A 22561-nucleotide genomic window follows, 5' to 3' on the forward strand; every position below is an offset into this window, starting at 1 on the left:
GCCGTCAATGGCGCGGATTTCACAATCGATGACGGATTGCGACAAAAAAGCCCGGCGGCAGCCGGGCTTCAGCGCTAACCGCGAAACGGTTTACGCCAGATGCTCGAACAGCACCGTCGACAGATAACGCTCGCCGAACGACGGAATCACCACCACGATCAGCTTGCCGGCGTTTTCGGGGCGCTTGGCCAGTTGCAGCGCCGACCACACCGCCGCGCCGGAAGAGATGCCCACCAGGATGCCTTCCTTGGTGGCCACGTCGCGCGCGGTCTGCAGCGCGTCTTCGTTCTTGACGCGGATGATCTCATCGTAGATCTGCGTATTCAGGATGCCCGGCACAAAGCCCGCGCCTATGCCCTGGATCGGGTGCGGCCCTTTGGCGCCGCCGGACAATACCGGCGAGGCGTCCGGCTCCACCGCCACGATCTGCACGCCAGGCTTGCGCGCCTTCAACACTTCGCCCACGCCGGTGATGGTGCCGCCGGTGCCCACGCCGGCCACGAAGATGTCCACCTTGCCGTCGGTATCGTTCCACACCTCTTCCGCCGTGGTGTTGCGGTGAATCTCCGGATTGGCCGGATTCTCGAACTGCTGCGGCATGAAATAGGTGTCGGGGTATTCGTCGACCAGCGACTTGGCCTTGGCGATGGCGCCGCCCATGCCTTCCGGTCCCGGCGTCAGGATCAGCTCCGCGCCGTAGGCCTTCAGCAGCTGGCGGCGTTCCTTGCTCATGGTTTCCGGCATGGTAATGACCAGCTTGTAGCCGCGCGCCGCGCACACCATGGCCAGGCCGATGCCGGTATTGCCGGAGGTCGGTTCAACGATGACGGTATCCGGCTTGATCTTGCCGGCCTTCTCCGCCGCGTCCAGCATCGCCACGGCGATGCGGTCCTTGACGCTGTGCGCCGGATTGAAGAATTCCAGCTTGGCGACCACGGTGGCGCCGACGCCCTCGGCAACGCGGTTAAGCTTGACCAGCGGCGTGTTGCCGATCAGGTCGGTGATGGTATTGGCAATGCGCATCGTCTTATTCCTCATCAACCAGAAATATCGGTTCTGATATTCCCCAGCATCATAATCAATGCCAGACAGGCAGCCTAATATTCTTTGCTTATATCCAGCAAACCAAATGCCGGCCATACTCTCTAACCGGCTTTGTTATAGTCAATGCAACACAGGCAAGATTCCCATGCCCACCCAGGAAAATCTGATTCCGCTATCCGGCTGGCGCCGCAAGCTCTACATCATCATCTACGAGGCCGATACCCGCGCCGGGCGAATTTTCGATATGGCGCTGATCATCGCCATCCTGCTGTCCGTCGCCTGCGTGATGCTGGAAAGCGTCTCCTCTATCCGGCAACAGTACGGCACGTTGCTGACCGTGCTGGACTGGACTTTCACCATCTTGTTCACGATTGAGTACACCTTGCGGCTGGTATGCGTCCACAAGCCGCTGCGCTACGTCAAAAGCTTCTTCGGCGTGATAGACCTGCTGTCCATCCTGCCGCTGTATCTGGGGCTGTTCATTCCGGAGAGCCGCTTCCTCGCCGACATCCGCATTCTGCGGCTGCTGCGGATGTTCCGCATACTGAAGCTCAGCCGCCACCTGGGCGAGGCCGCGCAATTGCGGCGGGCCCTGCTGGCCAGCCGGCGCAAGATCACCGTCTTTCTGGTCACGGTCATCCTGCTGGTGATCGTGCTGGGCACGCTGATGTACGTGATAGAAGGCCCGGAGCACGGCTTCACCAGCATTCCGATCAGCATCTACTGGGCCATCGTCACGCTGACCACCGTCGGCTTTGGCGACATCACGCCGAAAACGCCGCTGGGCCAGGCGCTGGCCAGCCTGGTGATGATTACCGGCTATGGCATCATCGCGGTGCCCACCGGCATCGTCAGCGCCGAAATCGCCCGCAGCGTGCCCGACCCCGTCAGCAGCGACAATCGCTCGGCCACCCGGCTGTGTCCGCATTGCTTTAGCGAAGGCCACGACTGGGACGCCCAGTACTGCAAGCATTGCGGAGGTCAATTGCCGCGCCCAGCCAAAGGCGAAGTCAGCTGAGCGCGCGCTGGTAGGCTTCCAGCGCGCGCGGATCGAAGGCCACCAGCCAGACTTCGCGCAGGGCGTGCGGCCGTTCCGACAACCAGGACCGCAACTCCCTGACCGCCAATTCGCACGCCGCGTCCAAGGGATAGCCATACACGCCGCAGCTGATGGCCGGGAAAGCGATGCGCCGCGCCTCATGCAAGCGCGCCAGCTCCAGGCTGTTGCGGTAGCAGGCGGCCAGCAAGGCCGCCTCGCCATGGTCGCCGCCCTGCCATACCGGCCCCACGGTATGGATCACATAAGCCGCCCTCAGATTAAAGCCCGGCGTGAGCCTCGCCTCTCCGGTCGGGCAACCGCCCAGCGCGCGGCACGCCTCCAGCAAAGCCGGCCCCGCCGCGCGATGTATCGCGCCATCGACGCCGCCACCGCCCAACAAGCTGTTGTTGGCGGCGTTGACGATGGCGTCCACATCCATCTGCGTGATGTCGGCTTGGATGCTGCGCAGCAGTGCGTCCATATTCATCCCCCAGTTTGATATACCTGATGGTAGCGCGATTGCTATCATGTAGCCTTGCGGCTGCGCGGCCTGTTGTTGCGGCTGCGACAGTCGCCATCCGGGTTCAAATAGCAAGTGCTTACTCAGCCTTTATCCATCACGTCAAGCTGACGTACGGCGATAAAGTCCGCTCTGCCAAGCCTAGCCGTGGCCTTGCGGAATTCTGCCGCCGGCTGTGGATAACTTTGTTGATAAGCCGGTGCATAGCTGCGGTAAACGCCCGCAGCCATTGGCTTGCATTGCTTTTGCCCACCCGGGGACAGATTTTATCAAACCATTGATTTGATTGATTATTCAGTCAGATATCAAACGCTACGCCAACGCTTGTTCCGTGGCCAAGATTGAATATTTACTCCAGCGAGCGATTGTGGATCACTTGACAAGACCTAATTTTCTTGATCGCAACCAGGATGTGATCAGCGTCTCCTCCCTTAACCGGATGGCGCGCGACCTGCTGGAAGCAGGCATCCCGCCAGTCTGGATAGGCGGGGAAATCTCCAACCTGACGCTGGCCGCATCCGGCCATGGCTATTTCTCGCTGAAAGATGGCGGCGCCCAAGTGCGCTGCGTGATGTTCCGCCACAAACTGGCCTTGCTGCCGTTCCGCCCGCAGGAAGGCATGCAGGTGGAGCTGCGCGGCCAGGTGACGCTGTATGAGGCCCGCGGCGAATTCCAGATCAGTGTCGGCGAGATGCGCGCCGCCGGCCTAGGCCGCCTGTACGAAGCGTTCGAACGGCTGAAAGCGCGGCTGCAGGCCGAGGGTCTGTTCGACAGCAGCCGCAAGCGCGAGCTGCCGGCCCATCCGGCGGCCATCGGCATCGTCACTTCGCCGGCCGCCGCCGCGTTGCGCGATGTAGTCAGCACGCTGCGACGCCGCATGCCCGGCATTCCGCTCATTCTCTACCCTGCCCAGGTTCAGGGCGAAGGCTCCGCGCAGCAGATCGCCAATGCCATCCGCCAGGCCGGCGAGCGGCGCGAGGCCGACGTGCTGATCATCTGCCGCGGCGGCGGCAGCATTGAAGACCTGTGGTCGTTCAATGAAGAAATCGTCGCCCGCGCCGTGGCCGCCTGCCCGATCCCGACCGTCAGCGGCGTCGGCCATGAAACCGACTTCACCATCTGCGACTTCGTCGCCGACCGACGCGCCCCGACGCCGACCGCGGCGGCGGAACTGGTGTCGCCAAACCGCGAGCATCTGGCCATTCAGCTGGAACAGGCCAAGCGCGCGCTGGAACGGGCGCTGGGCCGTTTGTTGACCGACAAGACGCAGCAGCTGGACTTCCTGGGACGCCGGCTGACCCACCCCGGCTCCAAGCTGCAAGCGCAACGCGACAAGCTTGGCGCCCTGTCCCAAACCCTGCGGCAACGGGTACACACCATGTTCGATCAGGGCCGCTGGCGCTTGCAACTGGCAGCCAGCCACCTGACGCGTCATCAGCCGGACCTGGCTGCGCAGAGCCAGCGCCTGCAACAACAGCAAGCCCGGCTGCAACGCGCGCAGGATCGATTGCTGGAGCGGCGCAGCCAGCAACTGGCGCAACTGTCCGCCACGCTGACCGCATTCAACCCCGAGGCGGTGCTGGCGCGCGGCTACGCCATCGTGCAAAAGCGGAACGGCCAGGCAGTCAAGAACCCGGCCGAACTTCAAGACCATGAAAGAGTGACGCTGCGGCTGGCCGAAGGCAGCACCGAGGCGCGGATCGAACATCCGCAAGGCGTGCAGCCGGAACTTCCGTTCTAGCTCTCAGAATGAAAGTACAGGCAACTTATTTGTTAACCCTAGCAGGGTTGCCATTCAAGATCTGATTGGCAAGCTCTTGCTGCGCTTGGTCAGACAAAGTTTCCGTCCGACCATTGGCATGATGTGGAATATTACTACCTACCGAATAATCTGGAGCGTTCCAGCTTTGATCATCCTCGCTTTCCTTAATGCTGGAGGGCGTTACAGCGCAAGCAGACAGCAGTAGAACTAACAACAGCAAGAGAGCCTTAATAGATTTCATAGAGATGTTCATCCGGCAAAAAAGTTATCAGTTGGCGTCGGCGCATTGATATAGATTTCATTCCATTATCCTATTCAAATAGTGCCGATCTGTAAATTAACGTATACATTCTTTTCGCCTCCAGACTCAAAAACCCCGCTGTTGGAATAAACAAAAAGGCCGCCCCAATCGGGCGGCCTTTTCGCGGCGAAACTGGATAAATCAAGCCGGCCGCAGCGCGGGCGGCAGCGCAAACACCGTCGTCTCCTCCACGCCAGGTAGTTCCGTCACCTGGCTGATGTCGAAAGACTTGATGCGGTCTATCACCGCCTGCACCAGCACCTCCGGCGCGCTGGCGCCGGCAGTCACGCCGACTCGGCTCTTGCCGACAAACCACTCCGGCTTCAGCAGATCGGCATTGTCCACCATGTAAGCGTCCACGCCCTTGAGCGCCGCCACTTCGCGCAGGCGGTTGGAGTTCGAGCTGTTGGGCGAGCCCACCACGACGACCATGTCGCACTGCTCGGCCAGCAATTTCACCGCATCCTGGCGATTCTGCGTGGCGTAGCAAATATCATCCTTCTTGGGGCTATGGATGGCCGGGAAGCGCGCCTTCAAGGCGGCGATGATGTCGCGCGTCTCGTCCACCGACAGCGTCGTCTGGCTGACATAGGACAGCTGTTCTGGATTGCTCACCTGCAGCTTGGCCACATCGGCCTCGTTCTCCACCAGATACATGCCGGAATCGGCCTGGCCCATGGTGCCCTCCACTTCCGGATGCCCGGCGTGGCCGATCATGACGATCTCCATGCCCGCCTGCCGCATGCGCTTGACCTCGATATGCACCTTGGTCACCAGCGGACAGGTGGCGTCGTACACCGTGAGGCCCAAGGCCTCAGCTTCGGCGCGCACAGACAGCGGCACGCCATGGGCGGAGTAAATCAAGGTGCTGCCAGGCGGCACGTCCTTCAACTCCTCGATGAACACGGCGCCCTTGGCGCGCAGATCATCGACCACAAAACGGTTGTGCACCACTTCGTGGCGCACATAGATGGGCGCGCCATACAGTTCGATGGCGCGTTCGACGATGGCGATGGCCCGATCCACGCCGGCGCAGAAGCCGCGCGGGTTGGCAAGCATGATGGTCTTCGACATCCGTATTTCCTTATTCAAGCCAGGGTTTTACCCGGCGCATGCGCCAATGGCCCGCACCGCGGGCCATTGCTTTGAATCCAATCCTAGTCCGCTCAACGCGATGGCTTTTTGAAACTGTCCAGCACCATCAGCGCCGCGCCGACGCAAATGAAGGAATCGGCCAGATTGAACGCCGGGTAGTACCACTGGTTGTAGTAGTGAACCAGGATGAAGTCGATCACGTGGCCGTAAGCCAGGCGGTCTATCACATTGCCCAGCGCGCCGCCGATGATGAAGGCGGCAGCCAGATTCATCACGCCGCTGAAGCGGCCCTTGACGATGCTCCAGCCCAGCCAGCCCGACACCGCGAAAGCCAGGATGGTGAACAGATATTTCTGCCAACCGCCGGCATCATGCAAAAAGCTGAACGCCGCGCCCGGATTGTAAATCAGGGTGAAGCTGAAAAAGCCGGCTATCACCTGACGCACTTCGCCGTACTGGAAGTTGCCGTTGAAATACAGCTTGCTGATCTGGTCCAGCACAACAACCAGCGCCGCCAGCACGAACCACTTGGACCAGCGGCTTGCGCCAGGCATAGTCATTGCAGAATCCATTTATGGGTTTCCCATTGCTGACGGGGCCGCCCGCGCGGCCCCGTTACCGACGGATCAGGCGTGCAGACGCTGCTCGCCCTGGCCGTCCAGGTTGTCCACGCAGCGGCCGCAGACGGCGCCGTGGCCGGCATGGCTGCCCACATCGGCGCGGTAATGCCAGCAGCGCTCGCACTTCTCATGCGCGGCAGGCGATACGCGGATGGCCAGCTCGGCCGCCTCGCGCACCGTCACCTTGGACACGATCAATACAAACTTCAGCTCTTCGCCCAGGCTCAGCAGTTGGCGGGCCAAGTCGGCCGGCGCATCGATCTCCACCTCGGCCTGCAGCGAGGAGCCCAGCTTGTCGGCGCTGCGCAGTTCCTCGATTTCCTTGTTGACCACGGCGCGCAGCTCGCGGATGGCTTGCCACTTGATGGACAGCGCCTCCTCCCGCTCCACGGCTTGCGCCGGGAATTCGTGCCAGATGTGGTACAGCGTGGACTCTTCCTCGCTGTCCACCAGCACGTTCCACGCCTCGTCGGCGGTAAAGCACAGAATCGGCGCCACCATCAGCAACAGGCTGCGGGTGATATGGTACAGCGCGGTCTGGGCGCTGCGGCGGGCGCGGCTGTCGGCCTGAGTGGTGTACAGGCGATCCTTGATCACGTCCAGGTAGAACGCGCCCAGATCTTCCGAGCAGTAGCCGACCACTTCCTGCACCACGTGGTGGAAGGCGTAGCGGGAGTACAGCTCGCCCACCACCTTTTCCTGCATCTGGCGCGCGCGCAGCAGCGCGTACTGGTCCAGCTCCACCATATTGGCCAGCGGCACGGCGTGCTCGATCGGATCGAAATCGGACAGATTGGCCAGCAGGAAGCGGATGGTGTTGCGCAGACGGCGATAGCTTTCTGTCACGCGCTTCAGAATTTCGTCGGAAATAGCCAGTTCGCCGGAATAGTCGGTCGATGCCACCCACAAACGCAGAATATCGGCACCGAGGCTATCATTGACCTTTTGCGGCGATACGACATTGCCCTTGGACTTGGACATCTTCATGCCCTTGCCATCCACCACAAAACCATGGGTCAGCAGCTGTTTGTAAGGCGCGCGGCCGATGGTGGCGCAACCCGTCTTCAAGGATGACTGGAACCAGCCGCGGTGCTGGTCGGAGCCTTCCAGGTACAGATCGGCCGGCCAGGCCAGCTCCGGGCGCTGTTTCAGCACAGCGAAGTGGGTGGAACCGGAGTCGAACCACACGTCCAGGGTATCGCTGAGCTTGCGGTAGTGTTCGGCCTCTTCGCCCAACAGCTCCTTGGCGTCCAGGCTGAACCAGGCTTCGATGCCCTGCTGCTCGATGCGCAGCGCCACTTCTTCCAGCAATTGCGCGGAGCGCGGATGCAGCTCGCCCGTTTCCTTGTGGATGAAGAAGGTCATCGGCACGCCCCAGTTGCGCTGGCGCGATACGCACCAGTCCGGGCTGTTCTTGATCATCGCGTCCAGGCGGGCGCGGCCCCAGGACGGGAAGAACTCGGTGGCATCCACCGCGCGCTGGCTGATCTCTCGCAGCGTCTCGCCGCCGTGGGCCTGGCGGTCCATGCTGACAAACCATTGCGGCGTGGCGCGGAAGATGATGGGGGTTTTGTGGCGCCAGCAATGCGGATAGCTATGCTCCAGCTTGGCTTGGTGCACCAGCGCGCCGTTGGCTTCCAGCGTTTCGATCACGCGGGCATTGGCGTCCCATACCAGCATGCCGGCAAAAATCTCCGTCGTGCTCTTGTAGCGGCCGTTGTCGGCGACCGGATTATCTACCGGCAGCTTGTACTGCAGGCCGGCCTGGAAGTCTTCCAGGCCGTGGGCCGGCGCGGTGTGCACCAGGCCGGTGCCGGCATCGGTGGTGACGTGGTCGCCCAGGATCACCGGCACCTGACGGGCGTAGAACGGATGTTGCAGCGCAATCAGTTCCAGCGCCTGGCCTTTGGCCTCGCCCAGCACGCGGCACTCTTCGACGCCGTAGCGCTTCATCGCCGATTCGACCAGGTCCTTGCCCAAAATCAGCTTGCCCTTCGGAGTGTCGATCAGCTGGTAATCCAGGTTGGCGCCGACGGCGACAGCCTGGTTGGCCGGCAAGGTCCACGGCGTGGTCGTCCAGATCACGGCCATCGCGTCGGCGGCATCCGCGCCGAAAGCGGCGGATGCCTTGTCGGCGTCGACCACCTTGAAGCCGACGTCTATCGCCGGCGATACTTTATCTTCGTACTCGACTTCGGCCTCGGCCAGCGACGAGCCGCACTCGATGCACCAGTGCACCGGCTTCTCGCCCTTGGTCAGGTAGCCGTTTTCATAAATCTTGCCGAGGGTGCGGACGATGTCGGCCTCGGTCTTGAAATCCATGGTCAGATACGGATTGTCCCAATCGCCCAGCACGCCCAGACGGATGAAGTCCTTCTTCTGGCGGGCGATCTGCTCCTTGGCGTATTCGCGGCACAGCTCGCGGAACTTGGCGGCCGGGATATCCTTGCCGTGCAGCTTTTCCACCATCAGCTCGATCGGCAGGCCGTGGCAGTCCCAGCCCGGCACATACGGCGCGTCGAAACCGGCCAGCGTCTTGGAGCGGACGATGATGTCTTTCAGCACCTTATTGACGGCGTGACCGATGTGAATGTCGCCATTGGCGTACGGCGGACCGTCATGCAGAATGAACTTGGGGCGGCCGGCGGAAAGCTTGCGCAGCTTGTCGTAGCGCTTCTCTTCCTGCCAGCGCTTGACCCAGGCCGGTTCGCGTTTGGCCAGATCCCCGCGCATGGCGAAAGGTGTATCCAGCAGGTTTACGGTTTTACGATAATCAATGGTCATGCCTGCTCTCGCTGCAAACTTGTCAAATAGGTCTTGGCGCTGGCCGCGTCGCGCTCGATCTGCGCCACCAGGGTGGCCAAATCATCATAGCGCGCTTCGTCGCGCAGTTTTTTCAGGAAGCGCACCGTTAGCCGCTGGCCGTACAGGTCGCCGGCGAAATCGAACAGATGCACTTCCAGCTTGTAGTCCGGCGTGTCGCTGACCGTCGGGTTCAGGCCCAGGCTGGCCACGCCGCCCAGCCGCCCGTGCGGCGTATCCGCCTCAACCACGAACACCCCCTGCAGCGCCGGCTTCAAATGCGGCAAATGGATGTTGGCCGTGGGAAAACCTATGGTGCGGCCCAGCTTCTTGCCATGCATGACTTTGCCGGAAATCCGGTAGATGTCCCCCAGCAGCGCGTTTGCCGCGGGCAGATCGCCGGCGGCGAGCTTCTCCCGCACCAGCGTGCTGGAGGCCCGTTCGCCCTGCACCAGCACCGACGGCATCGCCTCGGTGGCAAAATGCCGGCAATCGGCCAATAACTGGAAATTTCCCTGGCGGCCGGCGCCAAACTGGAAATCATCGCCGATCAGCAGATAACGCGTCTGCAATTGCTCAACCAGCACCTGGTCGACAAAATCCGCCGCCGTCATGTTGGCGAAGCTGTGATTGAAACGGTAGACAAACACATAGTCCACCAGACCCAGCTCCCGCAGCAAGACGAATTTGTCCCGCAGCGTGGACAACCGGGCCGGCGGCTTGGCGCGGCTGAAGAATTCGCGCGGATGCGGTTCGAACGTCAGCAGCGCCGTCGGCAATGCCCGCGCTTGCGCCTCCTGGCGCAGCTTCTCCAGCATGCGGCGGTGCCCCTGGTGCACGCCATCGAAATTGCCTATGGTCAACGCGCAGCCCGGCAGGGCGAAACGACGCGGATCCCCCAGAAATACCTGCATTTGCGGTCTTTGTACACGTCCTGAAACCGTCGATTGTAGCCGCCCGCGGTCAATAGCGTCCAGCCGTCATCCATCTGACGCGCAAACAAAAAGCCCCGCATGGCGCGGGGCTTTTCCAATCGGAGCGTTTGGCTTACTTGGCCGGTTGCTCAACCATGGTTTCCTTCACGGCGTCGATCACAACTTCAACGCGACGATCAGACTCGATGCAAGCCTTGATTTCGGCATTTTGCTTCTTGTTCTTCGCGTATTTCGGGAACTTGGCCTTGCACTCTTCGGTCATCTTGGCTTCGGCCTTGCCCTTGCCTACGGAGGTAACCTTGTCAGCCGGCACGCCTTCGTTCACGAAGTAGGCCTTAACGGCGTCAGCACGCTTCTGGGACAGAGCGTTGTTCAGCTTGTCGGAACCCATGAAGTCGGTGTAACCGTCAACTTCCACGCCGTTCAGGTAGCCCTTGCCAGCGTGAGCCTTCAGCTTGGCAACCAGCGGGTCCAGTTCGTTCTTGGCGTCAGCGCGCAGAACCGACTTGTTGAAGTCAAACAGCACCTTGGCGGACAGAGTCACTTTTTCCTTCATCGGAACCAGGGTCGGCTTCTGAGCTACCGGAGCCGGAGCCGGCTTGGCTGCTTCGCGGTCGCCGCACTCAACCAGACCATTGGCGGCCTTGTCGAAGGTGCCGGTGTGCCAGCATTCGCCATAGTTGTTGCGGACCACGGAGTCGGTGGACTGGTCAACGGCATAACCCGGTTTAGCAGCAAAAGCGCTAGCAGAAACCAACAGGGCGGCAACCAGTGCGCTCAGTTTCAGCTGTTTAGTCATGTTATTCCCTCTTTAATCTATAAAATGGGTAGCAATGCGGGCTGACGCAAAGACCACGCGAACAAGTTGACTGCAAACATCAGAGATGGCTACATGCTGTGTTGATGCAGTTAACCCGCACTATAGGAATCCAGCAACACCATGTCAACACGAGGCCGGCCGGCAAGCCTGCCAAACGTTGCACAAATGCATCACATTTCGCTAATTATCGTTAAGACCTGTCTCTCACACGCGACACATTACGATAGTGTGACGCGCCGGCGAAACAGTGGTTGCGGCTGCCGATATGTCACTTGATAGCCATCGCTGAAGGTATTGTAATAATCTTCCTCATTCAGCGCCTTGCCATCCTTGATCAGGAAGGCGTCAAAACCTACCTGCCACAGAGGATGGATCAAATCCTGCCAGACGTCGCCGACGGCCCGCAGCTCGCCGGCGAAATCATAACGCTCCCGCAGCAGTCTGGCGAGACTATAACCACGCCCATCGGTAAAAACCGGAAAGTCAACGGCTATCACGGCTAGGCTGGCCAGATACGGCGCCAGCCGCGCCGGCTCGTCATCCGGCGCCAGCCACACCCCTACGCGCCCCGGCCGGGCCTGCCAGCCTGCCGGATCGGCCAGCCAGGCCACGAGCGGCACGATCACATCCGCGTCGGCGGGCGCGGCGGGCAGCGCGCCTGACTCGTCCGCGCGCAGCAGCGTCCAGGTATCGATCTGCGCCTTGCCATCCTTAATGTACCGGGGCATAGACCCTCTCCTTGAATGGTTCCACGCCGACGCGGCGCAGGGTGTCGATGAAGCGCTCGCCATCCAGCCGCCGCTCCAGATAAACCTGCATGATTTTGCCGAAGGCCACCGGCACATCGGCCTGCGCAAATGAGGGTCCAATCACCTTGCCGATGGCGGTGTCGCTGCCCTGGCTGCCGCCCAGCGTGATCTGATACCACTCCTCGCCGTTTTTATCGACGCCCAGGATGCCGATGTTGCCGATGTGGTGGTGGCCGCAGGCGTTCATGCAGCCGGAGAAGTTGCAGGCGATGTCGCCCAGATCGTACAGATAATCGAGATCATCAAAAGTGCGCTGGATCGCATTGGCGACGGGAATCGACCGCGCATTGGCCAGCGAGCAGAAATCCCCGCCCGGGCAGCTGATGATGTCGGTCAACAGGCCGATGTTCGGCGTGGCCATTCTGTGCCGGCGAGCCTCCTGCCACAAGGCGTGCAGGTCTTTCTGCGCCACATCCGGCAGCACCAGGTTCTGCTCATGCGCGACGCGCAGTTCGCCAAAGCCGAAACGGTCCGCCCAGTCCGCCGCCGCCTCCATTTGCTCTGCGGTGATGTCGCCCGGCGGCGCGCCGGTTTCCTTCAGCGACAGCACCACGGAGCGATAGCCAGGCTGGCGATGAGGGCGGGTGTTGCGCTCATACCAGCGGGCAAACGCCTTGTCTTCAGCCAAGAGGCCTGTCAGCTCTGCCGGGTTGTCCAACAGCGGAGGATAGTCGGGATCGGCGAAGAAGCTGGCGTAATGGGCGACATCCTCGTCGCGCAGTGTGGCCGGGCCATCCTTCAGATGCAGCCATTCATCCTCCACCTTGGCGGCGAAGCCTTGCGGCGTCATCGCCTTGACCAGGATCTTGACCCGCGCCTTGTACTTGTTGTCGCGGCGGCCAAAGCGGTTGTACACGCGCAGCACCGCGTCCAGATAGGTCAGCAGGTGCTGCCTGGGCAGGAATTCGCGGATCACCTCGCCCACCATGGGCGTGCGTCCCAAGCCGCCGCCGACGATGACGCGGAATCCCGCTTCGCCGGCTTCGTTGCGGCTGACGTGCAGGCCGATGTCGTGGACCATAGTGGCGGCGCGGTCCTCCACGCTGCCGGACACGGCGATCTTGAACTTGCGCGGCAGGAAGGCGAATTCCGGATGCAGCGTGCTCCACTGGCGGATGATCTCGCAATACGGCCGCGGATCGAACAACTGATCGGCGGAGACGCCGGCAAAGGCATCGGTCGTGGTGTTGCGGACGCAATTGCCGGAGGTCTGGATCGCGTGCATTTCGACGGTGGCCAGCTCCTCCAGGATGTCCGGCACGGTTTCCAGCGCCGGCCAATTGAACTGGATGTTCTGGCGGGTGGTGAAGTGTCCGTAGCCTTTGTCGTAGCGGCGGGCGATGTCGGCCAGCTTGCGCAGCTGCTCGCTGCGCAAATGGCCGTACGGGATGGCCACCCGCAGCATGGGCGCGTGGCGCTGGATGTACAGGCCGTTCATCAGCCGCAGCGGACGGAACTCATCTTCCGACAACTCTCCGGCCAGGAAGCGGCGCGTCTGGTCGCGGAACTGGTCGACGCGCTCGCGCACCAGGCGATGATCTACTTCATCGTATCGATACATGGTTGGATTCCAGCGGGAATGCCGACGGCGATGGCCGGCGGGTCAGACGGGGCTTTGCAGCGGGCTAGCCTTCGCATGCAGCCCGCACTCCTTGGTTTCCGGGTTTTCCCACCACCAGCGGCCGGCGCGGACATCCTCGCCCACGCTGATGGCGCGGGTACAGGGTGCGCAGCCTATCGATGGATAGTGGCGGTCGTGCAGCGCGTTGTACGGCACCTGGTTTTCCTTCAGGTACTGCCACACCTCGGCCTCGCTCCACTCCAGCAAGGGGCTGAACTTCCACAGGCTGTTGTCGGCGTCGTATTGCTTGTCCGCCAGATCCTGCCGCGTCGGCGATTGCTGGCGGCGCAAGCCGGTAATCCAGGCGGAGCGGCCTGCCAGCGCGCGCTTGAGCGGCTCCAGCTTGCGCACCGCGCAACAGGACTGGCGCAGCGCCACGCTCTGGTAAAAGCCGTTGATGCCGTGCAGGTTGACGTATTGCTCGGTGGCGGCGGTGTCCGGGAAATACACCGTGACCGGATGGCTGGGGTAGCGCTCGGCTACTTTTTGCATCAGATCATAGGTTTCCGCCGGCAGGCGGCCGGTATCGAGGCTGAAGCTGCGCAATGGCAGGTTCAGACGCGCGATCAGATCGGTCAGCACCATGTCTTCGGCGCCGTAGCTGTTGGCCAGCAAGGCATCGGGATGCTCGGCGGCAATGGTTTGCAGCAGCGCCGTGGTAGCGGCCAGTTTGGATTCCAAGCTCATCAAGCGCTCCGGGAATGGTTCGAGCTCATCCTAACCAAAGGGCTTATAAACCTAAAAGAATATTGTGTTAGTATTTAATGACTACAGGTTTTATAGAGGACAGGCCGTCAACATGAAGCTACAACAACTGCGCTATCTGGTGGAAGTGGCCAAGCAGGGATTGAACGTCTCGGAAGCGGCCGAGAAACTGCACACTTCGCAACCGGGCATCTCCAAACAGATCCGCCTGCTGGAGGATGAGCTGGGCATCCAGGTATTCATCCGCAACGGCAAGCGCGTGGTATCGGTCTCCGAACCAGGCAAGGAAGTGCTGCGCATCTCCGAACGCATCCTGCGCGAGGCGCAGAATCTCAAGCGCGTCGGCGAGGAGTTCTCGCGCGAATCGGAAGGCGCGCTGACCATCGCCACCACTCACACCCAGGCTCGCTACGCGCTGCCGCAGGCCATCGCCGAATTCGTGCGCCGCTACCCCAAGGTGCGGCTGTCGCTGAAACAGGGCAGCCCGACGCAGATCTGCGAAATGGTGGTCTCCGGCGAAGCCGATCTGGCCATCGCGACCGAGGGCATCTCCTTGTACAAGGAGCTGGCCATGCTGCCCTGCTACGAGTGGAATCGCTCGGTGGTGGTGCCCGCAGGCCATCCGCTGGCAGAGCTAAAGCATCCGATCTCGCTGGCCGACATCGCCCAGTACCCCATCGTCACCTACGATTTCGCCTTTGCCGGCCGCTCCAAGATCAACAAGGCCTTCGCCGATCTGGGTTTGAACGCCAACGTGGTGCTGACCGCCATCGACACCGATGTGATCAAGACCTATGTCTCGCTGGGGCTGGGCGTGGGCATCATCGCCAGCATGGCCTTCGAGCCGGAGCGCGACCGCCATCTGGTGGCGATAGACGCCAGCCATCTGTTCGAACCGTCCACCACCAAGATCGGCATCCGCAAGGACGCCTATTTGCGCGGCTTCGCCTACACCTTCATCGAGCTGTTCGCGCCGCACCTGCATCGCCGCGAGGTGGATTCGGCGCTGCTGGCGCATGATGTGGATCTGGATGAATAGCTTCTCCAGCCAGCCCGGCCGCAGCGACAAGCGCAAAACCCAAGCAGTTCATTGCCACGAACCCCACGAAATGACACGAAAGCGGTAAGTCGCCGGCCCACATCGTCAAACCGAATACCCGGAAGGCTCACCCCTTGATGGTTCGTGTTTTTCGTGGATTTCGTGGCTCAACTGAAATGCCTGGCATGCGCCATCGCATCAGGCCAAAACGACAACGCCCCGGCAAGCGGGGCGTTTTCCATGATGCCGGCGCAGCGCTTACAGCGTCAGGCCGCCGGTCACTTCGATGGCGGCGCCGTTGATGTAGCTGGCCTCGTCCGACGCCAGGAATGCGTAGACGTTGGCGATCTCCACCGGATCAGCCATGCGGCGCATCGGCACCTTGTCTTCCATCGCTTGCAACACCTTTTCCGGCATGGCCTTCAGGATGGGCGTGGCGACAAAACCAGGGCAGACGGCGTTGGAGCGGATGCCCTTCTTGCCCAGCTCCTTGGCCCAGGTTTTGACGAAGCCGATGACGCCGAACTTTGCCGCCGCGTAGTTGGTCTGGCCGAAGTTGCCGTAGACGCCCACCACGGACGAAGCGTTCAGGATCACGCCGCCGCCCTGCTCCACCATGGTGTCCACCACGGCGCGGGCACAGTTGTAGACGCCCTTCAGGTTGATGTCGATGACCTTGTCGAACTGGTCTTCGGTCATTTTGGTCAGTTGCGCGTCCTGCACGATGCCAGCATTGTTGACCAGCACATCGATGCGGCCGCAGCGGTTTTTCAGATCCGCCACCATCTCGGCGATCTGCCCCTTGTTGGTCACATCCACCTTGTAGCCATAGGCTTCGCCGCCCAGCGCTTTCAGCTCGCCGACCACGGAGTTGACTGCCTCCTGGTTCAGGTCGCACACCGCGACGATGGCGCCTTCCTTGACGAACTTCTCCGCGGTAGCCTTGCCGATGCCGCTGGCGGAGCCGGTGATGATGGTGACTTTCCCTTTTAAGCGCATATGGTTTCCTTCTCTCACTGCTTTGCAGATCTCATCAGGTCGCCCGAGGGCGGATGAGGACCAGATGTCTCCGGCATCGACCTCCCTGGCCGGGTCCCTGATTATTGTTATCGCGCCTGAGTGGGACGCATGAAAAAGGCGGGAGTTTGTGCACTGCAATATAGCGCACCCCCTCCCGCCGGTAAAGTTACGAGCCGCGACAGCTCGTAACCAAATTACTCCAGGCCCTTGCTGGCCAGGTAATCTTCATAGTTGCCGGTGTAGTAGTCGTAACCGCCCTTGCCGTCCAGCTCCAGCACGTGAGTGGCCAAAGAGCTCACGAATTGACGGTCGTGCGAAACGAAGATCAGCGTGCCCTTGTACTTTTCCAGCGCCATGTTCAGGGACTCGATCGACTCCATGTCCATGTGGTTGGTCGGCTCGTCCATGATCATGACGTTCGGCTTCTGCAGGATCAGCTTGCCGTACAGCATGCGGCCCTTTTCGCCGCCGGACAGCACGCGCACCGGCTTGCCCACCTCGTCGCCGCCGAACAGCAGGCGGCCCAGCGTGCCGCGGATCACTTGCTCGTCGTCGCCTTCCTGGCCCCACTCGCGCATCCACTCGGTCAGAGTGGCGTCGCTGTCGAATTCGGCTTCGTGGTCCTGGGCGAAATAGCCGATCTGCGCCTTTTCCGCCCACTTGATGGTGCCGTAGTCGGCGGTCAGGCCTTCGGCGAACTTGGGATCGAATGCGCCGGCCAGCAGCTTGACCAGCGAGGTCTTGCCCGCGCCGTTGGGGCCGATGATGGCCAGGCGGGCGCCGGCTTCCAAGATCAGGTTCAAGTCCTTGAACAACACCTTGTTGTCGTAGGCCTTGCTGAGGTTTTCCACTTCCACCGCCTGGCGGTGCAGCTTGAACTTGTCGTCCATCTCGAAGCGGATGAACGGGTTCTGGCGGCTGGATGGCTTCACTTCCACCATTTCGGACTTCAGCTTGTCCACCTGCTTCAGACGGCTGGTTGCCTGGCGCGCCTTGGACTTGTTGGCGGAGAAGCGGGCCACGAACTCCTGCAGTTCCTGGATGCGCTCCTTGGCCTTGCTGTTGGAGCTCAGCTGTCGCTCGCGGGCCTGGGCCGAGGCGATCATGTAGTCGTCGTAGTTGCCCGGGTAGATGCGGATGGTGTTGTAGTCCAAGTCCGCCATGTGCGTGCACACCGAGTTCAGGAAGTGGCGGTCGTGCGAGATGATGATCATGGTGGAGTTGCGCTCGTTGAGCACGTTCTCCAGCCAGCGGATGGTGTTGATGTCCAGGTTGTTGGTCGGTTCGTCCAGCAACAGGATGTCCGGATTGGAGAACAGCGCCTGCGCCAGCAGCACGCGCAGCTTCCAGCCCGGCGCCACTTCGCTCATCGGGCCGAAGTGCTGCTCCACAGGAATGCCCACGCCCATCAACAGCTCGCCGGCGCGCGCCTCGGCGGTATAGCCGTCGTATTCGGCGAACTTGGCTTCCAGTTCGGCCGCGTGCATGTAATCTTCTTCGGTGGCTTCGAGGTTGGCGTAGATGGCGTCGCGTTCGCTCATCGCCGCCCACATCTCGGTATGGCCCATCATCACCACGTCGATCACGCGCTGATCTTCGTAGCCAAACTGGTCCTGACGCAGTTTACCCAGGCGCAAGCCGTTCTCGATGGCGACTTCGCCAGCGGTTTGCTCCAGGTCGCCACCCAGAATCTTCATGAAAGTGGATTTGCCGGAACCGTTGGCACCGATCAGGCCGTAACGGTTGCCTTCGCCGAATTTGACGGTAACCTTCTCGAACAGAGGTTTCACGCCAAACTGCATCGTAATATTGCTTGTGGTAATCACGCTTGAGGATCCTTCAGCCGTAAGCCGTAAGTATCGGAAAAACGTAGGATTCTAGCACAAGCGCCATGAATTCCCGAAGCCTCCCGCGGTTGTTCGCCATGAACTTTTGCCAGCCAGACGAATTCCGCTACAATCGTAAACCTTGTAAATCCTTATTCCAGATAGGCAGAACTATGCTTACCGGCAGCTTGGTAGCGCTCGTGACCCCGATGTCTAACGACGGCGAGGTGGATTTTGCGGCGCTGCAACGATTGGTTGAGTTCCACATCGAAAACGGCACATCCGGCATCGTCGCCGTCGGCACGACTGGCGAATCGGCCACCCTGTCGGTGGAAGAGCACATCGAAGTGGTCAAAGCGGTGGTCAAATACGCCGCAGGCCGGATCAAGGTGATCGCAGGCGCCGGCGGCAACGCCACCAGCGAGGCCATCGAGTTGGGCCGCCTGTCTGCCGAAGCCGGCGCCGACATGGTGCTGTCCGTGGTCCCGTACTACAACAAGCCGACCCAGGAAGGCATCTATCAACATTTCAAGGCTATCGCCGACCACAGCCCGCTGCCGGTCATTCTTTATAATGTGCCGGGCCGCACCGTGGCCGACATGAGCAACGACACCGCGCTGCGCCTGGCTGCGCACCCGAACATCGTCGGCCTGAAGGATGCCACCGGCGACATCGGGCGCGCCTGCGACCTGGCGCTGCGCGCGCCGGAAGGCTTCGCGCTGTATTCCGGCGACGACGCCACCGGCATGGCCTTCATGCTGTCCGGCGGCCATGGCGTGATCTCGGTCACCGCCAATATCGCCCCCAAACTGATGAGCGAGCTGTGCGTGGCCGCCACCTCCGGCGACACCGCCAAGGCGCGCGCCATCAACGACAAGCTGCAAGGCCTGCACAAACAGCTGTTTGTCGAACCGAACCCGATTCCGGCCAAGTGGGCGCTGACGCGGATGCAACGCATCCCCGCCGGCATACGCCTGCCGCTGACGCCGCTGAGCGCCTCCGCTGAAGCGGTGGTTGAAGCGGCCATGAAACAAGCCGAAGTCATTTGATCATCCCCTGCTTGATGGGAGTCCGCATGAAACGCAGCGCGTCCGTCGCGATCCTGCTGGCAACCGGCCTGTTGGCCGCGTGCAGCAGCACTCAACAACCCCTGAGCAAGAATCTGGACTACAAGTCCGATGCGCCGAAAACCACCGGCAACAGCCTGGAAGTGCCGCCGGACCTGACCGCGCCGCAAGTCCAGAACAAATACAACCTGCCGAATGGCGTGGTCTCCGCCACTGACGACGCCACCGCGCCGGCCGTATCCTCCCCGGTCGCCGTGAACCAGCTGGACAACATCAAGATGGAGCGCGCCGGCACCCAACGCTGGCTGCTGGTCGGCAACAAGAAGGCCGCCGAGCTGTGGCCGGTGCTGAAAGCGTTCTGGCAGGAAAACGGCTTCGTCATCAAGACCGAAGACCCGAGCCTGGGCATCATGGAGACGGACTGGGCGGAAAACCGCGCCAAGCTGCCCAACGACGGCCTGCGCAAGCTGCTGGAAACCGTGGGCCTCGGCAGCGTCTACTCCACCGGCGAGCGCGACAAGTTCCGCATCCGCCTGGAAAACACGCCGCAAGGCACCGAGGTGTACTTCTCGCATCGCGGCATGGAAGAGGTCTACGCCGATAACAGCAAGACCAACACCATCTGGCAGGCCCGCCCGGCCGACCCGAACCTGGAAGCCGAACTGCTTGGCCGCTTCATGATCCGTTTGGGCCTGACCGAGGACAAGGCGAAAGCCCAGGTTCAGCAGACGCTGGCCAAGCCGGTCAAACCGCAGGACCCGATCATCGACGGCCAACTGCAGCTGTCCGACGGCTTCGACCGCGCCTGGCGCCGCGTCGGCCTGGCGCTGGACCGCGTCGGCCTGGTCGTCACCGACCGCGACCGCTCGCAAGGCCTGTACTACGTGAAGCCGGCCAAGAGCGAAACCGACAAGGAAGAAAGCGGCGGCTTCTGGTCCAGCCTGGCCTTCTGGAAGAGCAGCGATGGCAAGACCGTCAAACCGAGCGAGCAGGAATACCGGATCAAGCTGCAGGAGCTGAACAACGGCGCCACTTCGCTGCAGATCCAGGACAAGCAAGGCAAACCGCTGTCCGACGAATTCGTCAAAGCCGCGCTGGGCAAACTGCAGACCGAACTGCAATAAAACAACAGCCGTCAGCACAAATGCAACAGCCCGCGCAATGCGGGCTGTTTTTATGCATAACTCATCTGATTGACCGGCTTGATGATTGATCAGTCCGTTGCGCAAGCGCGTTCAAGCGCTAATCGCCAGTATGTAACGCTTTGTATTTTGCAAGCGATTCTGTGGTTTTTGCATCAAATCAGCCAATAGACAAACATACGTCCTGGAAAAAGAACGCAAAAAAACCGGCCGAAGCCGGTTTTTTTGTTGTTGCTTTCCGCGAATTACTTAGCAGCGGAAGCAGCCGGAGCGGAAGCCTCAGCAGCCGGAGCGGAAGCGGCCGGAGCGGAAGCCTCAGCAGCCGGAGCGGAAGCGGCCGGAGCGGAAGCTTCGGCAGCCGGAGCGGAAGCTTCAGCCGGAGCTTCTTTCTTACCGCAAGCGGACAGGGCTACGGCCAGCAGGGCAGCAACGAGGAGCGACTGTTTCATTTTTTCTTTACCTTTGAGGATAAGTTGAACAAGACGTCAGTTATCGCACGGTCTCGACGAAAAGCCGCGCGACTGAAAATCCATCAGTGAGCAAATTGTATCACGAAAAAAATGGCTGTATAGAGGGCAAAAATCTAAAAAAACCACATAGCCGACCCGAGCCGGCCAATAGGCCGCACAGACGCAAAAACGGGCGTTTGCACGCGAAATATTCACGTTCCGAGCGTTGCCAATTCGATACAAGCCAAGAATTTGTGGTCATTCTACAACAACGTCTGATAAATGCCAGTACCCCGACAGATAACCATCGAACAGCGTGGCCAGCATTTCATCGGAATAGCTTCCCGCCGGCAGTCGACGCAGATTGCCAAAACGCCGCCAGGCATCCAGATCTTCATCCGCAGTTTCCACCTTTTCGCCATTGCAATAGACGCAGGCGTCGCAGAACAATATCTGGCTCTTGCGATCCAGCGCCAAGCCCCGCGCCGCCACCGCCTCGGCAAACTCGTCTTCATCGAGTTCATCTTCCGGCGCGTCATAGAACACATGCGCCTTAGGCTCCGTCAGGTAATGGCCGAGGAAATCGCACACCGTGTCCTTGTCCCAACGTATTTGCGACAGCAAACCGGCCACCTGCTCTATCATCTCATCGCCGATGCGGGCCGGCTCGGCCTGCAGCTTCAGATTCGGATCGGCATACACGCCGTCCAAGCACATGCGGTCCTGCAGATACACTAGGAACTGCGTCGCCAGCTCCTGCGCCGGCGGCGCGCGGAAACCGATCGAATACGTCATGCCCGGTTCCAGCGCCACGCCGTAGTGCGCGCAATGCGGCGGCAGATACAGCATGTCGCCGTGTTCCAGCACGAACTCCTGCTCCATGCGGAAATCCTTCAGCACGCGGATCGGCGCGTCTTCGATGAAGTCATCGTCATGCTGTGAAGAGATCTGCCAGCGCTTCTGGCCGCCTACCTGTAGCAGAAACACATCATAGGCGTCGAAATGCGGCCCCACGGTGCCACCGGGCGGCGCGTAGCTGATCATCAGATCGTCCAGCCTGGCATAAGGGATGAAGTTGAAACGCCACAGGATGTCGTCGATATGCGGCAGGTGATGGTTGACGCCCTGCACCAGCAGCGTCCAGTCGGTTTCGCCCAGCCGGCGGAAACGCGAGGCGCGGAAAGGGCCGCGCTCCAGATGCCACTTTTCCTTCTTGTATTCGATCAGCCGCGACTCCGCGTCATCGCGCTGCGCCAATTGCGACAGTACGGAAAAATCGACATGCGGGCCGACATCGGTCAAGGCGCCGCGGATCAGCAGCGGCTTCTTGTGCCAGTACTCGGCCAGAAATTGTTCGGGCGACATGCCGCCCAGCAGGTTTACAGTATTCATCGGTTTTTTCACGGGCTCATTCACCCGTCTATGGTTTACAATACGGCCAGGCGCACAGACGCCCTATCTTGCGGAGGAAGGAACACCCTGGTGCCTGCCCCTGTCAAGTTTTTTTACCATCCTCACGGATAATCGACTCATGCAAATCGCCAAAAACACCATCGTCACGCTCCACTACGAGATGTTCGACGCCGAAAACAACCTGCTCGACAAGACCGAAGAGCCGATCAGCTACCTGCACGGCGGCTACGATGGCATTTTCCCGTTGGTGGAAGAGGCGCTGGAAGGCAAGAACGTCGGCGATGCCGTTGACGTCAAGCTGACCGCCGACGACGCTTTCGGCGATCCGGAAGAAGAGCTGATCCGCGTGGAAGACCTGGAAGTGTTCCCGGCTGACGTGGAAGTCGGCATGGTATTCGAAGCCGATGATCCGGAAACCGGCGAACTGCTGCTGTTCCGCGTCACCGACATCGCCGACGGCAAAGCCGTGGTCGACGCCAACCACCCGCTGGCCGGCATGAACATCCGCTTCGCCGCCAAGGTTGTGGAAGTG

20 protein-coding genes are annotated in these 22561 nt (G+C 61.1%); 6 read left to right on the plus strand and 14 right to left on the minus strand.

The window, feature by feature from the left end:
- Nucleotides 1-90: 90 nt before the first annotated feature.
- Nucleotides 91-1023: a cysteine synthase A gene (gene cysK / locus C2134_RS10770; RefSeq protein WP_103319925.1), complete on the minus strand. Its 933-nt coding sequence runs from the start codon at nt 1021-1023 to the stop codon at nt 91-93.
- A gap of 166 nt (nt 1024-1189) precedes the next feature.
- Between cysK and C2134_RS10775 the strand changes: the two genes are divergently transcribed.
- Nucleotides 1190-2062: an ion transporter gene (locus C2134_RS10775; protein WP_103319927.1), complete on the plus strand. Its 873-nt coding sequence runs from the start codon at nt 1190-1192 to the stop codon at nt 2060-2062.
- On the opposite strand, the gene C2134_RS10780 is transcribed toward C2134_RS10775, so the two are convergent.
- Nucleotides 2055-2564 carry an O-acetyl-ADP-ribose deacetylase gene (locus C2134_RS10780; RefSeq protein ID WP_199179920.1) on the minus strand — a complete coding sequence of 170 codons (510 nt, stop codon included), beginning with the start codon at nt 2562-2564 and terminating at the stop codon, nt 2055-2057. The two genes, C2134_RS10775 and C2134_RS10780, sit on opposite strands and share 8 nt — an antisense overlap.
- A 478-nt stretch (nt 2565-3042) precedes the next feature.
- Between C2134_RS10780 and xseA the strand changes: the two genes are divergently transcribed.
- Complete coding sequence (gene xseA, locus C2134_RS10785; RefSeq protein WP_233196417.1) at nt 3043-4344, plus strand: exodeoxyribonuclease VII large subunit; 1302 nt, start codon at nt 3043-3045, stop codon at nt 4342-4344.
- Nucleotides 4345-4369: 25 nt separating this feature from the next.
- On the opposite strand, the gene C2134_RS21205 is transcribed toward xseA, so the two are convergent.
- From C2134_RS21205 to C2134_RS10825, 9 genes are all read right to left on the minus strand, one after another.
- Entirely contained in the window at nt 4370-4606 is a 237-nt protein-coding gene (locus C2134_RS21205) for a hypothetical protein (RefSeq protein ID WP_146042134.1), read from the minus strand.
- A 201-nt stretch (nt 4607-4807) separates the two neighbouring features.
- Nucleotides 4808-5740 carry a 4-hydroxy-3-methylbut-2-enyl diphosphate reductase gene (gene ispH / locus C2134_RS10790; RefSeq protein ID WP_103319930.1) on the minus strand — a complete coding sequence of 311 codons (933 nt, stop codon included), beginning with the start codon at nt 5738-5740 and terminating at the stop codon, nt 4808-4810.
- A 92-nt stretch (nt 5741-5832) separates the two neighbouring features.
- Entirely contained in the window at nt 5833-6315 is a 483-nt protein-coding gene (lspA, locus tag C2134_RS10795; RefSeq protein WP_233163848.1) for a signal peptidase II, read from the minus strand.
- A 72-nt stretch (nt 6316-6387) separates the two neighbouring features.
- The gene (ileS, locus tag C2134_RS10800) at nt 6388-9165 is read right to left on the minus strand and encodes an isoleucine--tRNA ligase (RefSeq protein WP_103319933.1); all 2778 of its coding nucleotides are present in this window, start codon (nt 9163-9165) and stop codon (nt 6388-6390) included.
- Nucleotides 9162-10097 carry a bifunctional riboflavin kinase/FAD synthetase gene (locus C2134_RS10805; protein WP_103319935.1) on the minus strand — a complete coding sequence of 312 codons (936 nt, stop codon included), beginning with the start codon at nt 10095-10097 and terminating at the stop codon, nt 9162-9164. Before C2134_RS10805 ends, ileS begins: the two co-directional genes overlap by 4 nt.
- 133 nt (nt 10098-10230) lie before the next feature.
- A complete protein-coding gene (locus tag C2134_RS10810; RefSeq protein WP_103319936.1) occupies nt 10231-10917 on the minus strand; it encodes an OmpA family protein in 687 nt (228 codons plus the stop codon).
- A 239-nt stretch (nt 10918-11156) separates the two neighbouring features.
- Nucleotides 11157-11666: a DUF934 domain-containing protein gene (locus tag C2134_RS10815; RefSeq protein WP_103319938.1), complete on the minus strand. Its 510-nt coding sequence runs from the start codon at nt 11664-11666 to the stop codon at nt 11157-11159.
- Nucleotides 11650-13308, minus strand: coding sequence for a nitrite/sulfite reductase (locus C2134_RS10820; RefSeq protein WP_103319939.1), 1659 nt, complete (start codon nt 13306-13308; stop codon nt 11650-11652). Before C2134_RS10820 ends, C2134_RS10815 begins: the two co-directional genes overlap by 17 nt.
- A 42-nt stretch (nt 13309-13350) precedes the next feature.
- Nucleotides 13351-14055, minus strand: a complete 705-nt coding sequence (locus C2134_RS10825; RefSeq protein WP_103319941.1) for a phosphoadenylyl-sulfate reductase — start codon at nt 14053-14055, stop codon at nt 13351-13353.
- Between the two features lie 112 nt (nt 14056-14167).
- Here C2134_RS10825 and cysB point away from each other — a divergent pair, with 112 nt between their 5' ends.
- Nucleotides 14168-15112 (plus strand): HTH-type transcriptional regulator CysB, encoded by a 945-nt coding sequence (gene cysB, locus C2134_RS10830; RefSeq protein ID WP_043625171.1) that lies wholly within the window; start codon nt 14168-14170, stop codon nt 15110-15112.
- A 258-nt stretch (nt 15113-15370) separates the two neighbouring features.
- Here the strand turns inward: cysB and fabG are convergent, their stop codons facing one another.
- Nucleotides 15371-16111 (minus strand): 3-oxoacyl-ACP reductase FabG, encoded by a 741-nt coding sequence (fabG, locus tag C2134_RS10835; RefSeq protein ID WP_103319942.1) that lies wholly within the window; start codon nt 16109-16111, stop codon nt 15371-15373.
- A 215-nt stretch (nt 16112-16326) separates the two neighbouring features.
- Nucleotides 16327-17958, minus strand: coding sequence for an ABC-F family ATPase (locus tag C2134_RS10840; protein WP_103319944.1), 1632 nt, complete (start codon nt 17956-17958; stop codon nt 16327-16329).
- A gap of 173 nt (nt 17959-18131) precedes the next feature.
- On the opposite strand from C2134_RS10840, the gene dapA reads away from it, so the two are divergent.
- The gene (dapA, locus tag C2134_RS10845; protein WP_103319945.1) at nt 18132-19007 is read left to right on the plus strand and encodes a 4-hydroxy-tetrahydrodipicolinate synthase; all 876 of its coding nucleotides are present in this window, start codon (nt 18132-18134) and stop codon (nt 19005-19007) included.
- A gap of 26 nt (nt 19008-19033) precedes the next feature.
- A complete protein-coding gene (bamC, locus tag C2134_RS10850) occupies nt 19034-20149 on the plus strand; it encodes an NlpB/DapX family lipoprotein (RefSeq protein WP_103319960.1) in 1116 nt (371 codons plus the stop codon).
- Between the two features lie 725 nt (nt 20150-20874).
- Here bamC and C2134_RS10860 read toward each other — a convergent pair.
- Nucleotides 20875-22008 carry a ribosomal protein uL16 3-hydroxylase gene (locus C2134_RS10860; RefSeq protein WP_103319947.1) on the minus strand — a complete coding sequence of 378 codons (1134 nt, stop codon included), beginning with the start codon at nt 22006-22008 and terminating at the stop codon, nt 20875-20877.
- 139 nt (nt 22009-22147) lie between these two features.
- Between C2134_RS10860 and C2134_RS10865 the strand changes: the two genes are divergently transcribed.
- Nucleotides 22148-22561 (plus strand): FKBP-type peptidyl-prolyl cis-trans isomerase (locus C2134_RS10865; protein WP_103319949.1); only part of this gene is annotated, 414 nt, incomplete at its 3' end.

The sequence above is a fragment of the Chromobacterium sinusclupearum genome, assembly GCF_002902845.1.
In the GTDB taxonomy this organism is placed as follows: Bacteria; Pseudomonadota; Gammaproteobacteria; order Burkholderiales; family Chromobacteriaceae; genus Chromobacterium; species Chromobacterium sinusclupearum.

Excerpts from the sequence above, each read along its gene's own strand:
- cysK (WP_103319925.1), bottom strand. The coding sequence starts at position 1,023 with ATGCGCATTGCCAATACCATCACCGACCTGATCGGCAACACGCCGCTG.
- C2134_RS10775 (WP_103319927.1), top strand. The coding sequence starts at position 1,190 with ATGCCCACCCAGGAAAATCTGATTCCGCTATCCGGCTGGCGCCGCAAG.
- C2134_RS10780 (WP_199179920.1), bottom strand. The coding sequence starts at position 2,564 with ATGGACGCACTGCTGCGCAGCATCCAAGCCGACATCACGCAGATGGAT.
- xseA (WP_233196417.1), top strand. The coding sequence starts at position 3,043 with ATGGCGCGCGACCTGCTGGAAGCAGGCATCCCGCCAGTCTGGATAGGC.
- C2134_RS21205 (WP_146042134.1), bottom strand. The coding sequence starts at position 4,606 with ATGAAATCTATTAAGGCTCTCTTGCTGTTGTTAGTTCTACTGCTGTCT.
- ispH (WP_103319930.1), bottom strand. The coding sequence starts at position 5,740 with ATGTCGAAGACCATCATGCTTGCCAACCCGCGCGGCTTCTGCGCCGGC.
- lspA (WP_233163848.1), bottom strand. The coding sequence starts at position 6,315 with ATGCCTGGCGCAAGCCGCTGGTCCAAGTGGTTCGTGCTGGCGGCGCTG.
- ileS (WP_103319933.1), bottom strand. The coding sequence starts at position 9,165 with ATGACCATTGATTATCGTAAAACCGTAAACCTGCTGGATACACCTTTC.
- C2134_RS10805 (WP_103319935.1), bottom strand. The coding sequence starts at position 10,097 with ATGCAGGTATTTCTGGGGGATCCGCGTCGTTTCGCCCTGCCGGGCTGC.
- C2134_RS10810 (WP_103319936.1), bottom strand. The coding sequence starts at position 10,917 with ATGACTAAACAGCTGAAACTGAGCGCACTGGTTGCCGCCCTGTTGGTT.
- C2134_RS10815 (WP_103319938.1), bottom strand. The coding sequence starts at position 11,666 with ATGCCCCGGTACATTAAGGATGGCAAGGCGCAGATCGATACCTGGACG.
- C2134_RS10820 (WP_103319939.1), bottom strand. The coding sequence starts at position 13,308 with ATGTATCGATACGATGAAGTAGATCATCGCCTGGTGCGCGAGCGCGTC.
- C2134_RS10825 (WP_103319941.1), bottom strand. The coding sequence starts at position 14,055 with ATGAGCTTGGAATCCAAACTGGCCGCTACCACGGCGCTGCTGCAAACC.
- cysB (WP_043625171.1), top strand. The coding sequence starts at position 14,168 with ATGAAGCTACAACAACTGCGCTATCTGGTGGAAGTGGCCAAGCAGGGA.
- fabG (WP_103319942.1), bottom strand. The coding sequence starts at position 16,111 with ATGCGCTTAAAAGGGAAAGTCACCATCATCACCGGCTCCGCCAGCGGC.
- dapA (WP_103319945.1), top strand. The coding sequence starts at position 18,132 with ATGCTTACCGGCAGCTTGGTAGCGCTCGTGACCCCGATGTCTAACGAC.
- bamC (WP_103319960.1), top strand. The coding sequence starts at position 19,034 with ATGAAACGCAGCGCGTCCGTCGCGATCCTGCTGGCAACCGGCCTGTTG.
- C2134_RS10860 (WP_103319947.1), bottom strand. The coding sequence starts at position 22,008 with ATGAATACTGTAAACCTGCTGGGCGGCATGTCGCCCGAACAATTTCTG.